We start from the raw sequence: 13702 nt of genomic DNA, 5'->3' as shown, positions 1-13702 counted from the left end.
TGGTCGACAATCGTCTTATCAGACGGTCACGCTAAAACAGCAAGTCCCTTCTTCTCCTAAAAGTCGAAGAGCGACAGTTGGTTCTCATCCGGCAAGTCCGACACAACCGAGTGCAAAGTCAAGAAATCAATAATGGTTTGCGAGACTTTACCACGCTTTTTTAAGTCTTCCTTTGAGATGAAGGGCTTTTCAGCCCTGGCGGCGACAATTTGGTTGGCCACGTTGTCACCAAGTCCCGGAATAACCGAGAACGGCGGAATTAATTCCTGCCCATCAATGACCCACTCCGTGGCCTCGGAACGCTCGAGGTCAACCATCTTAAAGGAGACCCCACGTTCCAAGGCTTCGTTGGCCATTTCAAGGACCGTTTGCAGATCCTGGTCCCCCTTCGTCGCATCGTTTCCCAGGTCTTTAATCTTAGCAATTGCCGCCTTGACCGCTTCCTTTCCACGTGCCATGGCCACCACATCGAAGGCGTTGGCACGAACTGTGAAGTAGGTCGCGTAGTATACCGTTGGGAAATAAACCTTAAAGTAGGCAATTCGGAGGGCCATTAAGACATAGGCCGCCGCGTGGGCACGGGGGAACATGTACTTAATCTTCAAGCAGGAGTCAATATACCATTCAGGAACGTTATTCTCGCGCATCAAGGCTTGGTACTCATCCGTGATGCCCTTTCCCTTACGAACCTTTTCCATGATATTAAAGGCATCCGCCGCCGGCAATCCCCAGTTAATCAAATCCGTCATAATTTTATCACGGGTTCCAATCACCGTAGCAATCGTTGCCGTCCCGTTTTCGACCAGGTCGTGGGCGTTGCCCAACCACACGTCGGTTCCGTGCGAAAGGCCAGAAATCTGGAGCAGCTCGGAATAAGTATGCGGCTGCGTATCCTCCAACATGTTTCGAACAAAGCCAGTCCCGAATTCGGGCAAGCCAAGCGTTCCGGTGTTGGAATAGATTTGATCCGGCGTTACCCCCAAGGGTTCGGTCGAGGTAAAGAGATTCAATACACCCGGATCATTTGCTGGAATCGTCTGTGGATCAATCCCAGATAAATCCTTTAGGGTACGAACCATGGTTGGATCATCGTGACCCAAAATATCCATTTTCAACAGGTTATCGTGAATCGAATGGTAATCCATGTGGGTCGTTTGCCACAAGGCCGTCTGATCATCGGCCGGGTATTGCACAGGGGTAAAGTCGTAAATGTCGTAATCGGCAGGCACGATCAAAATACCACCCGGGTGCTGACCGGTCGTTCGCTTCACGCCGGTTACTCCCTGAGCAAGACGTTCGACTTCGGCACCACGGTAATGCTTTTCGTGATCGCGTTCGTAGGCTTTGACATAGCCAAAAGCCGTTTTTTCGGCGACCGTGGCAATGGTTCCGGCACGGAAAACCTTCTTGACCCCGAACATGACTTTCATATAATCGTGGGCAATCGGCTGATAATCACCTGAAAAGTTCAAATCAATATCGGGCACCTTATTTCCTGTGAAGCCCATGAAGGTTTCAAAGGGAATGTTATGCCCATCCCCAATCAGTAATTCGCCTGGATGATTGGGATCTTCCTTGTCCGGCAAGTCGTATCCGGACCCATACTTTTTCGGATCAGCTAATTCGAAGTAGTCGCCGTGAGCCGACCGGTAGTGTGGTGGTAGCGGATTAACCTCGGTTATTCCAGACATTGTCGCCACAAAGGACGAACCAACGGAACCACGGGAACCAACCAGATAACCATCCTTATTGGACTTGGCAACTAATCGTTGCGAAATCATGTAGTGCGGAGCGAAACCGTTTCCAATGATGGCCTTGAGCTCTTTATCAATGCGCTCTTGGATTTCTTGTGGAATTGGATCACCATAGGCCTCCTTGGCAGCCGCGAGCGTCTTCTCCCGCAACTCCTCCCCGGCTTCTGGAATCTGAGGGGGATAGGAGCCCTCTTTCAAGGGTTGGATATCTTCGAGCATATCCGCTACTCGGTGGGTGTTATCAATCACCACTTCTTTCGCTTTTTCTTCGCCCAAGAAGAGGAACTGTTCCAGCAAGTCCTGTGTGGTCCTGAAATGAACTTGTGGCAAGGCCTGACGATTTAGCGGATTACCGGGTTGGGAGCCGATCAAAATATCACGATAGATATGATCTTCCGGATTGGTGTATTTCACGTCTCCGGTCACCACAACCGGCTTCTTCAGCTCATCGCCGATTTTGACCATGTCCGCCAAGATCTTCTTCAGCTTATTGGGTCCTGCAATCAATTCGGAATCCAGCATTGGTTGATAATTGGCCAGTGGCTGAATTTCAATGTAATCGTAAAAGTCGGCCTTTTTCTTTGCCTGCGCGTAACCCTTTTCAATCAAGGTCACAATCAAGTCCCCCGTGGTATCACCAGAGCCAATCACGAGGCCTTCTCGAAACTTCGTTAAAACGGAACGAGGTATGCGTGGGACTTTGTTAAAGTAGGACACGTTTGATTCCGACACCAAACGATACAGGTTTTTCAATCCAGTTGGATTTTGGATTAACAAGGAGGCGTGGAATGGTCGACCATGTCGCCAGGCGCCACCATCCAGCATGTGATCGTTTAGCTGCTTTAAGTTATCCAAATCATAGCGCTGCTTGGCTTCCTTAATCAGCTTCCAACCAAGATGCCCCGTTGTTTCCGCATCATAAATTGCCCGGTGGGCCTGCTCCAACTCAATGCCGAACTTCTTGGCTAACGTTCCCAAACGATAAGACTTATAGTCTGAGTATAGCCAGCGGGTAAAGGGCAGCGTATCAATCACTGGCTCTTCAATTGGCCCTTCCTGATAGCGAGCATAAGTGGCGTTCATAAAGTCCACATCAAAGGTCACGTTGTGACCAATCAACACCGACCCCTGAATCCATTTTCGGAAGTTATCAATGACGTCTTTTTCAGGTTTGGCGTTGGCCACCATGGCATCCGTAATCGAGGTCAAATTGGTCGTGAATTCGGACAGTGGGAAGCCCGGATTGATGTACTCCGAATACTTATCAATCACATTGCCCATCTGCATTTTAACAGCGGACAATTCGATAATTCGATCGGAAACGGCTGACAAACCGGTCGTTTCCAAATCGAAGGCGACGTAGGTCAATTCCTTGTCAGAAAGCGACTGATCCTTGGTGTTATAAGCAATGGGATCCCCGTCTTCAACGACGTTGGCTTCCATTCCATAGATCATTTTCAAGTCGTTTTTCTTCGCCGCTTCGATGGCCTGTGGATAACCTTGGACATTTCCGGTATCCATCACCGTTAAGGCTTCTTGTCCCCATGCTTTGGCGAGCTTGGCGACTTTGCCAAAGTCGGTCACGGCATCCATCCCCGTCATGTTGGTATGGGCATGTAGTTCGATTCGCTTTTCTTCGCCCTCGTAGGTTTCCTGCCGATCCTGGTGGTCGATCACCTGCAAATCATAGATGTTTAGGACCAGTTCACGAGCGTAGGTATCTTCTTGAACATTACCACGTGCCTTAATCCAGCAACCCGCCTTCAACTGTTCAAAAACAGCCTCGTCTTGCTCGTTATTGGAAAACTTTTTGGCCGAAATCGATGAGGAATAATCCGTAATCTTCAACGTTAACAATTGTCGTTTCGACCGGAGAACCCGGACTTCATCGGCAAAAACGTAACCTTCGATGACAACCCGTGACTCTTCGCCGTCAATTTCTGACAGTCGGGTAATGTCGGCATCCGGATTAATCGCCCGACCGAGTCGCAGGGCAACACCCTCAGCAGACTTTTTCGGTGCGGCTTTTTCGGCGCGTTCAATGGCTTGATTAATGTTTTGGCGAACCTGTTGCTGATGAGAGGCGAAGTTTTCTTGTAACTTTTGCTGCTGATTTTCATCCAATTCAGCCGTAAAAGTCAGATCCGACAGGCCAAAGCTTGCATAAATCGTCGCCAGCTTCGCTAAGACATCATCAGTTAAGGCAGCAGCCAAAGTCGGTGCCGCCGTCTGAATCGTTACCTGATTGGTATCCTTTAAGGAAACGGATGAAGCCGAGGCGAGCTGTTGAACAAAGGCGTAGTTCATGCCCGTCTGCTTTAAAGCAAAGTGGAAGTAGGCCTGGATTTCTTCTTCTCCAAAGCCCTTTTCCTCAGGTTGAATCGTCAGATAGACGGCCTTGACCTGCTTGAAATTGCTGACTAACCCCTGGTAAAAAGCCAAGTAGGCGGCAAAGGACAGCGCCCGTTTCGTTGCCACGACAAAGCGCCAAGACTTTGCCTCCGGATTGACCTGGACCGCCGCCAAAGAGGCGTCTGACAAAACGGCTTTTAGCTCATCAGGCAATTCGGCCTGTGTCATTAATTTTTCTAATTGTTCTCTTGAACTAAGTGGCATAGGACCTTCCTAATTTAAAAGGCAAAAAGCCGACCTCTGTCGACTTCTTTCACTTCTTACTTTTTTAACCAATCGTTCAAATGGTCAGCAACTTCGCTGGCAGGCATTTCGAAGTTTTCGCCGCTTTCACGCAGTGTCACTTCAACAATCCCTTCACCAGCCTTCTTACCAACCGTGATGCGAACTGGAAGACCGATCAAGTCAGCATCCGCAAACTTCACACCGGCACGTTCCTTCCGGTCGTCAACCAGGCTGTCAAAGCCTGCTTGGGCCACTTGCCCTTCCAAGTCGGCAGCAACGGCGGCTTGATCGTCGTCCTTCAAATTAATTGGAACGATGTGGACGTCATAAGGAGCAATCGCTGCGGGCCAAACTAAGCCCTTATCGTCGGCTTTTTGTTCGGAAACGGCGGCCAACAAACGGGAAATACCAATCCCGTAACTTCCCATAATCATGTCAACGGCCCGACCGTTTTGATCCAGCACTTGGGCACCCAAGGCAGCGGAATACTTCGTTCCAAGCTTGAAGATATGCCCAATTTCAATGCCCTTTGTAAAGGCTAACTGGCCCTTTCCATCAACCGCTAATTCACCTTCCTTAGCCGTCCGAAAATCAGCAACTTGATCGGCTGTCAATTGCACGTCACGGCCCCAATTAACATTCAGGTAGTGCTGGCCGTCTTCGTTGGCACCGGCCGCAAAGTTCACGAGGTCAGCTGCTCGTTCATCGACTAAGAGCGAAACGTCCTCAGGCAAGCCAACAGGTCCAAGTGAGCCAAACGAAGCGCCCAACTTTTCTTTGACGAGGCCTTCATCAGCCAATGTCACCTCTGGCAAACCAAGAAAGTTTTGCACCTTCACCAGGTTCACTTCAAAGTCTCCCGTTGTCACAACGGCCGCTAACTCCCCTTCAGGGCCAGCCACAAGAATGGTTTTGACCAACTGGTCAGCCGGTACATGCAACAATTCAGACAAGGCTTCGATTGTCTTCGTGTTTGGCGTGGCAATCTTTTCCAAATCGGCGGCTGGTTCGTTTGAACGATCAACTCGTTCATAAAAGTCCTTGGCCATTTCCAAGTTGGCTGCATAGTCCGAACCTTGCGAATAAACAATGGTATCTTCACCGGCAGCGGCTGGGGCTGAGAATTCCTTCGAATCAGAACCACCCATGGCGCCAGCATCCCCAACAATGACACGGTAATCCAATCCGATTCGATCAAAGATCTTCCGGTAAGCCGCTTCCATTTGGTTAAAAATCGTATCGAGTCCTTCGTAATCGGCCGTGAAAGAATAGGCATCCTTCATAATGAATTCACGAGTCCGCAAAAGACCGAAACGAGGACGTCCCTCATCACGGAACTTCGCTTGAATTTGGTAAACCAAGAGTGGCAATTTCTTATAGGACTTAATGTCATTACCAAGTAATTCCGTGAACGTTTCCTCATGGGTTGGTCCCAAAATAAAGTCCCGGTCCTGACGGTTCTTAAACTTGTACAAATCCTGTCCATAAGTCGCATAACGACCAGAACGTTGCCACAGTTCGGCTGGCAAGATTTCAGGCACTAGCATTTCGTTGGCGTCGACCGCTTCCATTTCCTCACGGACAATGGCTTCGACTTTGTTCAAGACGCGCTTAGCCAATGGCAAGTAAGCAAAGGCCCCAGCGGAAACGGGGCGAATGTAGCCGGCCTTTAACAAATATTGGTGCGACTTTACCTCAGCATCGGCTGGTACTTCACGGAGGGTTGGCATAAACAACTTTGTCTGCTTCATAATATCCTTCTTTCCTGTTGGGAATTTACTATGTACGGGGAAAACCCCTTTAAATCAATTAAAAGTGAATCAAATCATTGGCCGTGACTAAGACCATGAGCACAATCAAGGCCACGGTGCCGACCATGATCAAGCCAGTCGACAAGACCTTTGGAAAGGGCCGACGGAAAATCGACTCGTAGAGATCTAAGAAGACTTTGCCACCATCAAGCGGTGGAATTGGCAGCAAATTGACGAGGCCAAGGTTGACCGATAGCATGCCCAGCAGGGCCAACACGGTCAAAAAGCCTTGGTTTGTTGCCGTTGACGTGGCTTTGGCGAGCATCACAGGTCCGCCAATTTTATTCAATGAAAAAGTCGTACTGAAGAGGTTCACTATCCCGTTACAGACCTGTGTAAACCAAGAGGAACACATCATCCAGGCATAGTGCAACCGTTCCAGAAAACCGGTTTCACCCTTGGCCAAAACACCAATTCGATAGGCCTTTTGACCAGAAACCGTCGTCTCGACCGCCTGTACCTTGGTCGTCATGACCCGACTGTTTCGAAGATATTGAATCGTCATCACTTGGCCCTTTTGAGCCGTTACAAGTTCTGCAAAGTCCGTAAAGTGCTCAACCTTTTGACCATTAACGGATTCAATCCGATCGTTTGCTTTAAGGCCGGCTTGTGCAGCGGGTTGACTCTTTTCCACTTGTCCCAGCACCGGTTCATTAACCGACACTTGACTTAATGAAAAGGCCAGCGTTAGAGCAGCCACAATGGCTAGAACAAAATTCATCAAGGGACCAGCTAAGTTAATGGCCACTCGTTTTGGTGCAGAAGCCGATTCCACCCAGCTAGCTCGTGGTGCTACACGGGCCTCTTGCCCATTGTCATCCACAATGATTGACTGCGGGCTAACCGCAAGCTCTGTTTTGTCCTCTGAACCAACGCGAAAGCCAGAAAGGATTAGCTGATCCACTAAGTCGGCTTGGTCGACTTGGAATAAGAAGCCCGCTTCCTCCTGGTCGACACGCAAGTCGATGCGGTTAACCGCACCTGTGTCATCCAACTGTAGCAACAGCCGCTGACCGGGATCCAATTCATCGTGGTCTTCTTCCGAAGCCATGCGCACATAACCACCAACGGGTAGCAAGCGAATGGTGTAGGCCGTGTCGTTTTTTATCCATGCAAAGATCTTTGGTCCCATGCCAATCGCAAATTCACGGACAAGCACGCCGCACTTCTTGGCGACAATAAAGTGACCAAACTCATGAAAGCTGACCAGAAGGCCAAAAACAATTAGAAACGCAATAATCGCGGTAATCGACATGAAAGACCTCCTTTACTGACAAAAAAAACTTAACGTAAGAAACCGAGGATGGAAAGCAATGGCATAACCACCAACATGGAATCGAAGCGATCCAGAATGCCACCATGACCCGGCAAGATGTTACCAGAATCCTTTACACCAAAGTAGCGCTTAAAGGACGATTCAATCAAATCCCCCAGTTGGCCACCCAATGACAAGAAGGCAACGGCCAACACAATTTCAAGCACTGGTCGGTGTAACCAGCCAGTCAAGCCATACAGCGTGGACATCACGATGATGGCAATCAGAGAACCACCCAATGAACCTTCCCAGGTTTTGTTCGGTGAAATGCTTGGGGCTAACTTGTGCTTTCCAAAGGCTTTTCCACAGAAGTATGCAAAGGAATCCGTAATCCAAACTGTCAACATACCGAAGAACAAAACGGCTAGTCCCTTTTGATCGGCCATGTAGAAGTAATGGAAGCCAGTTCCAATGTAGACCATGGAAAGGAAAAGAACACCGGCATCGTTGATGTTAAAGGACTTTTTAGATAGAACCGTCCGCAAAAGGAACAAGAAGGCGATGGCGTAAACAACGGTGTCAGAAGCTACCGTCATTGGCCAGTTATCCGAAACCCAGATCCAAAAATGATTAGGCAAAACCAGAGCAACCACACCGGTTAATGACAGAATCGCTTCAAAGGACACCAGAAGCGTTTTGGTCATTCGAAGCATCTCCCCCATGGCTACCCAACCAAGGATAATGGTTAGCAAAAGAAGTGGCATGTGACCGATGATAACGAGTGGTACAAAGACCAAGAGGGCCACGATGGCCGTAATAATGCGCGTTTGCATTGTTCAATTCTCACTTTCAAATTAAGCTTTTACGTTACCAAAGCGCCGATCACGCTTTGTATAGGCAGCAAGGGCAGCTTCAAAGTCCGCTTTATCAAAGTCCGGCCAGAAGACATCCGTAAAATAGAGTTCGGAATAGGCGGCTTGGTAAGGCAAGAAATTCGACAAGCGCTCCTCACCCGATGTTCGAACAATCAAATCGGGATTGGCATATTGTCCCAAGAAACCAGTCGTTAACCGTTCGGCCAAGCTGTCACGATCAATTTGTTCGATCAAGCGATCACCAGCAGCAACCTCTCTGGCTAGTTCACGAGCCGCGTCAACGATTTCTTGTTGGCCGCCGTAATTAAGCGCAAAGTTTAAGATCAAGCCCGTGTTCTGCGCCGTCTTTTCTTTGGCATCCAGCACGGCCTGCTTCGTTGTTTCAGGAAGCCGGTCAATATCGCCAATCGTGGCAACGCGCACGTTTTGTTCGATTAATTCCGGCACAAAAGTGTCAAAAAAAGTCACGGGCAACTTCATTAAGAAAGAAACCTCATCGTTTGGACGTGACCAGTTTTCGGTTGAAAAGGCATAAACCGTTAGTACGTTAATGCCAGCAGCATTGGCCAACTTCGTCACCTTCTTGACCGTTTCCATTCCTTCTTTGTGCCCCGCTACCCGCGGCAAATGTCGTTTCTTAGCCCAGCGGCCGTTGCCATCCATAATGATGGCCAAATGATGTGGAATCTTATATTGTCCAGCAGAAAACCCCTCTTCTAAGGAATGGTTCTCCTGCTTTTTGGCATTAAAAATCCGGGAAAAAATTGACATAACGACTACCCCTAAAAAATGAAAAATACTCTTCATTAGTTTACCAGAATTCGAAGGGACAAACAAAAAAACCGGTGAAAAATCACCGGTTTTTATTATCCGTATCAAAGCCCTACTTTCAGGTCTTTTAACTTCTTTATTGAACCGTCACGGACTTCGCCAGGTTACGGGGACGATCAACGTCCAATCCCCGGGCCAAAGTAGCATAATAAGCCACCAGTTGGGCCGGAATAACTGCCAATAATGGCATGAGTAATTCGTTAACCTGTGGCAAAACGAAGGCATCGCCTTCCTTAGCCAATTCTTCAGAAGCAAAGACAATGGTGTTAGCACCACGAGCAGCAACTTGTGCGACTTCACCGCGAAGCAAACCAGCCGTCTTTGATTGTGTGAGCAAAGCAAAGACTGGCGTTCCCTCTTCAATCAATGAAATCGTTCCGTGCTTTAATTCACCAGCAGCAAAGCCTTCAGTCTGAATGTAAGAAATTTCCTTCAACTTCAAGGCTGCTTCTAAGGCAACGGCGGCATCTAAGCCACGGCCAATGTAAAAGGCAGAATGCTGATCCTTCAACGCATCTTCTGCGATCTTCTTGAAGCTTTCCTTTTCATCCGTAATGGCTTGGATTTCGACGGCGACTTTGGCCAATTCAGCCTTCAAGTCAAAGCCAGGATTACCAAGTGAAGCTGCTAAGATCGCCTGGACCAAAACCTGGGCCGTGTAGGCCTTGGTTGAAGCAACGGCAATTTCAGGGCCAGCCAAGACAGGCAAGGCAAAGTCTGCTTCACGCGTTAAGGTTGAGTTCATCACGTTAGCCAAAGTCAAGGCTGGATAACCCTGCTTCTTCACGTTATCCAATACTTCACGAGAATCAGCCGTTTCACCGGACTGTGATAAGAAGATGAAGAATGGCTTCTCGGATAACATTGGCTGATCATAAGCGAATTCCGATGCAATGTGCACTTCCGTTGGGATTTTTGCCCACTGTTCGAAGTAACGCTTTCCAATCAAGCCGGCGTGGTAAGAAGTACCAGCCGCCACAATGTACAGTCGGTCGGCAGCTTCAATCGCATCCGTCACGGCACAAGGAATGCCTTGCAAATTGCCGTCTTCATCAAAGTAATGGCCCGCAATGTTTCGTGCCACAACGGCTTGCTCATCGATTTCCTTCAACATGTAATAAGGATAGGCACCCTTATCCGTGTCTTCGGGATCGATTTCAAGTGTAAAGGGTTCACGGTTCACTCGTTCGCCAGCAGCATCGTAAATGACAACGGAATCCGGCTTGACAATGGCCATGTCGCCATCACGCAATTCGATAAAGTCCTTGGTCAAATCAATCATTGCTGCCGCATCAGAGGTCACGGCGTTACCATGCTCTGAAACGCCAACGAGCAATGGGGACTTCTTCTTTGCCACGTACAAAGTCTCTGGATCTTCGTGATCAACGAGCAAAAAGCCGTAAGCTGAGTTGCCGTCGAGCAACGAAATCATCTTTCGGAAGGCATCTGGGGTTGCCAAGCCATCCTTGGAGAACTTATCGACCAATTGCACAGCAACCTCAGTATCGGTTTCAGATACCAAGTGAACGCCCTGCAAGTATGTCTCCGTTAATTCCTTATAGTTTTCAATCACGCCGTTGTGAACAAGGAAGAAACGATCGTCAGCGGACTTTTGTGGGTGGGCGTTTTCCACCGTAACGTTTCCGTGGGTCGCCCAACGGGTGTGGGCAATCCCGGCCGTTCCGGCAAAGCCATTAGCCTTGGCCTTTTCAGCTAACTTGGCAACACGGCCCTTTTCCTTAATCAAGGCGTTCTTACCTGAAGCATCCGTCAAATAAACACCGGCTGAATCATAGCCACGGTACTCCAGCTTCTGTAATCCTTGCAAGAGATAGGGTAGTGCATCCCCAACTCCAGTAACACCAACAATTCCGCACATGGTTGAATCTCTCTTTCATATAAAAATTGGTTCATTAAAATTTATTTATCTAACAAGGCTATTTTATCAAGTTACTAGCCAGAGTAAAAGACCAATTTTACGATTGGTATAGACAAAAATAAGCCCTTTCTTACGTTTCCTTAACGATTCCTTGCTTTCGCCTGCTGATTATCCAATTATTTCCGAACAATCGAGTAATAAATATGCTAAAATAAATAAAATTTACTCAGAAAAAGGAGTTCTTTATGTCCATTCCCGTTGATTACTGCTTGCATTCCGGACGCGTACTAAATGTCTTTACTCAAACCTTTTCCGAGACGCCGGTTTGGATTAAGGATGATCGTGTCGTCTTTGTCGGACAATCGGATGCTTATCAGGCAGCAGAAGAAATCGACTGTCGTGGCCAGTACCTAGTGCCCGGTCTGATCGATGCGCACCTACACATCGAATCCTCCTTATTAACACCCTCAGAATTTGGTCGTCTTTCCTTAAAGCAAGGGGTTACGCGTATTTTTGCCGACCCACACGAAATTGCTTCGGTAGCCGGTGTTTCTGGTATTCAATACATGTTGGATTCCGCTAAAAAGACGCCCTTACATATTCATTACATGCTTCCCTCATCGGTGCCAGCCACAACCTTTGAGCATGCCGGTGCGACTTTGGACGCCGAGGCCTTAAAGCCCTTTTACCAACACGCAGAAGTGGCTGGTCTAGCTGAGGTCATGGATTTTCCAGCCGTGGCAAATCAGGAAGAAGACATGCTGCAAAAGATTCAGGACGCACGAGCAGCCGGCAAGCACGTCGATGGGCACGGAGCTGGTCTTGGACCCGAACAACTCGCACTGTACCGAGCCTTCGGCATTGATACCGACCATGAGGCGACCAACGTTCAAGAGGCGCTCGATCGCGTGAGCGCGGGCATGAACGTCTTTGTTCGTGAAGGAACGGTCGAACGAGACGAACTCGCCCTCCTGCCTGCGGTGAACGCGCCCAACCAAGCTCATTTCTCCTTTGCCACGGACGACAAATCCGCCAAGGACATCCAAGAAGAAGGGTCCATCAATTTCAACGTTGCCCTCGCCATTCAAAACGGCCTGTCCGCCGAACAGGCCTACACCATGGCCTCACTCAATGCTGCTAAGGCTCATCACCTGGAGAACGTGGGCGCTATCGCCCCCGGTTTCACGGCGGACCTGTTGATTCTGTCAGATCTCAATCAGGTCAAAGTCGCCCAAACCATGGTCGCCGGGAAAATCTTCCAAGACCAAGCCGAGCCCGTCCTCTGGCTTCCAGGTCAACAAATCAACTTAACATTCGAAGAAGAGGACCTCTCATTACCAGTCGATCCTAAAAAGCCGGCCCACGTCATCGAAGTCGAGCCTCACCACATCACGACCAAGCACTTGATGACGACCGTGCCGGTTGATCAAGCAGGTGAATTTCTTCCCGATGATACCTATGCCAAAGTCGCCGTTATTGAACGCTATCACAACCTCGGGCATGGTATCGGCATCATCAAGGGACTGGCGCTCAAAGACGGGGCCATTGCCTCGACCATCGCCCATGATTCCCACAACGTGATTGTGGCCGGTCGAAACGACGCCGACATGGCCATCGCTGTCGCTACTTTAAAAGACTTGGGCGGTGGTCAGGTCGTCGTCAACAAGGGCAAGGTAACAGCGCTTCCCCTGCCCATTGGCGGACTCATGTCGGACAAATCCTACGAAGCACTGATCAGCGAACAAGAAGCCCTCAACCAAGCATTTGCTGAAATTTCTTCTCTGCCTTTCGACCCCTTCTTAACGCTTTCCTTTATGGCACTGCCAGTCATTCCAAGCTTAAAAATAACCGACCAAGGACTCTTTGACGTCGAAAAGTTTGAATTTATCGGCCTCCAAGATTAGAATATTAAACATGAAAGCAATCAATCTACCAGCAAAAGCACTTGTCAAAGTCCTTGTCGGCCAAGAAGTTCAGGTTGACCCAAGCATTCAGGGAACCTTCCTGCTCGTGGCCAATGAGAACACGGAAAAGGGCCTTCCCTCTGCGATGGCAGCCGCCGTTGCCGACATCGCCATTGGACAGGTGCAACTACAACGACTCGTCCACCCACTGCGCGTGGCAGTCGATCAGCCCGACTGGCTTCCTTACCAATTTGACGAGTCCTTTCTAACCGTTGAACCACACAATTGGTTTGGCCCCGAAGCCATCGTTTTAGAAAAGCGCTTCGGCGACTTTGCCAAAACTTATAAAGGGAAAAGAAGTCCGGACGGCCGCATTCCAAAAGAAGCGGTCCCAAAAGAGCTCGTCGAGCCACTTCTGATTGAAGATGCCTACTGGTCAGCCTATGCCAAATTCGTCAACGACCCCGACGGCAGTTTCAAACAAAATCTAAAACCCGTTTTCGGACAATAAAAAGCAGCCAATTAATATGACCTAATTCTAGGGCTCATATCAAATGGCTGCTTTTTTACTTACAATTCATCGTGTCTGGGGCTACTGTTACCTGCAACTCCCGGAATGGATAGGTCTAGAACACCTAAGTTGCTTGGTTCGACTGCCATGACCTGCCGGGCCGTACTTCGATCATCAAAGTAGTGCTCGTATGTCAATAAGTTAGACACTTTTTTTACATCACTAGGTTCGATTCATAGGTATGA

9 protein-coding genes are annotated in these 13702 nt (G+C 48.8%); 2 read left to right on the top strand and 7 right to left on the bottom strand.

Translation table 11 applies throughout. The features are described 5' to 3' along the window. Positions 1–56: 56 nt before the first annotated feature. The 6 genes from G6R30_RS01585 to glmS all read right to left on the bottom strand — a co-directional run bounded on the left by G6R30_RS01585 (position 57) and on the right by glmS (position 11042). Positions 57–4370 (bottom strand): PolC-type DNA polymerase III, encoded by a 4314-nt coding sequence (locus G6R30_RS01585; protein ID WP_213820816.1) that lies wholly within the window; start codon positions 4368–4370, stop codon positions 57–59. A 56-nt stretch (positions 4371–4426) separates the two neighbouring features. Further along, positions 4427–6142 carry a proline--tRNA ligase gene (locus G6R30_RS01580; protein ID WP_213820814.1) on the bottom strand — a complete coding sequence of 572 codons (1716 nt, stop codon included), beginning with the start codon at positions 6140–6142 and terminating at the stop codon, positions 4427–4429. 58 nt (positions 6143–6200) lie between these two features. Continuing rightward, positions 6201–7457, bottom strand: a complete 1257-nt coding sequence (rseP, locus tag G6R30_RS01575) for an RIP metalloprotease RseP (RefSeq protein WP_213820812.1) — start codon at positions 7455–7457, stop codon at positions 6201–6203. Positions 7458–7486: 29 nt separating this feature from the next. After that, positions 7487–8290 (bottom strand): phosphatidate cytidylyltransferase, encoded by an 804-nt coding sequence (locus G6R30_RS01570; protein WP_213820810.1) that lies wholly within the window; start codon positions 8288–8290, stop codon positions 7487–7489. Positions 8291–8311: 21 nt separating this feature from the next. Beyond that, entirely contained in the window at positions 8312–9103 is a 792-nt protein-coding gene (locus tag G6R30_RS01565; RefSeq protein ID WP_213820808.1) for an isoprenyl transferase, read from the bottom strand. A gap of 136 nt (positions 9104–9239) precedes the next feature. Beyond that, the gene (gene glmS / locus G6R30_RS01560; protein WP_213820806.1) at positions 9240–11042 is read right to left on the bottom strand and encodes a glutamine--fructose-6-phosphate transaminase (isomerizing); all 1803 of its coding nucleotides are present in this window, start codon (positions 11040–11042) and stop codon (positions 9240–9242) included. 245 nt (positions 11043–11287) lie between these two features. Here glmS and ade point away from each other — a divergent pair, with 245 nt between their 5' ends. Next, positions 11288–12946, top strand: a complete 1659-nt coding sequence (gene ade / locus G6R30_RS01555; protein WP_213820805.1) for an adenine deaminase — start codon at positions 11288–11290, stop codon at positions 12944–12946. Between the two features lie 10 nt (positions 12947–12956). Beyond that, entirely contained in the window at positions 12957–13457 is a 501-nt protein-coding gene (locus G6R30_RS01550; protein WP_213820804.1) for a hypothetical protein, read from the top strand. A 59-nt stretch (positions 13458–13516) separates the two neighbouring features. On the opposite strand, the gene G6R30_RS01545 is transcribed toward G6R30_RS01550, so the two are convergent. Further along, positions 13517–13666, bottom strand: a complete 150-nt coding sequence (locus tag G6R30_RS01545) for a hypothetical protein (RefSeq protein ID WP_213820803.1) — start codon at positions 13664–13666, stop codon at positions 13517–13519. Positions 13667–13702 lie beyond the last annotated feature (36 nt).

The organism is Fructobacillus parabroussonetiae (assembly GCF_018437265.1).
GTDB classification, from domain to species: Bacteria; Bacillota; Bacilli; order Lactobacillales; family Lactobacillaceae; genus Fructobacillus; species Fructobacillus parabroussonetiae.
The sequence above is the reverse complement of the archived record's forward strand: the minus strand, read 5'-3'. Positions and strand labels throughout refer to the sequence as shown.

What these genes read in the sequence shown, in the direction of transcription:
- G6R30_RS01585 (WP_213820816.1), bottom strand. Translation starts at nt 4,370, where the DNA reads ATGCCACTTAGTTCAAGAGAACAATTAGAAAAATTAATGACACAGGCC.
- G6R30_RS01580 (WP_213820814.1), bottom strand. Translation starts at nt 6,142, where the DNA reads ATGAAGCAGACAAAGTTGTTTATGCCAACCCTCCGTGAAGTACCAGCC.
- rseP (WP_213820812.1), bottom strand. Translation starts at nt 7,457, where the DNA reads ATGTCGATTACCGCGATTATTGCGTTTCTAATTGTTTTTGGCCTTCTG.
- G6R30_RS01570 (WP_213820810.1), bottom strand. Translation starts at nt 8,290, where the DNA reads ATGCAAACGCGCATTATTACGGCCATCGTGGCCCTCTTGGTCTTTGTA.
- G6R30_RS01565 (WP_213820808.1), bottom strand. Translation starts at nt 9,103, where the DNA reads ATGTCAATTTTTTCCCGGATTTTTAATGCCAAAAAGCAGGAGAACCAT.
- glmS (WP_213820806.1), bottom strand. Translation starts at nt 11,042, where the DNA reads ATGTGCGGAATTGTTGGTGTTACTGGAGTTGGGGATGCACTACCCTAT.
- ade (WP_213820805.1), top strand. Translation starts at nt 11,288, where the DNA reads ATGTCCATTCCCGTTGATTACTGCTTGCATTCCGGACGCGTACTAAAT.
- G6R30_RS01550 (WP_213820804.1), top strand. Translation starts at nt 12,957, where the DNA reads ATGAAAGCAATCAATCTACCAGCAAAAGCACTTGTCAAAGTCCTTGTC.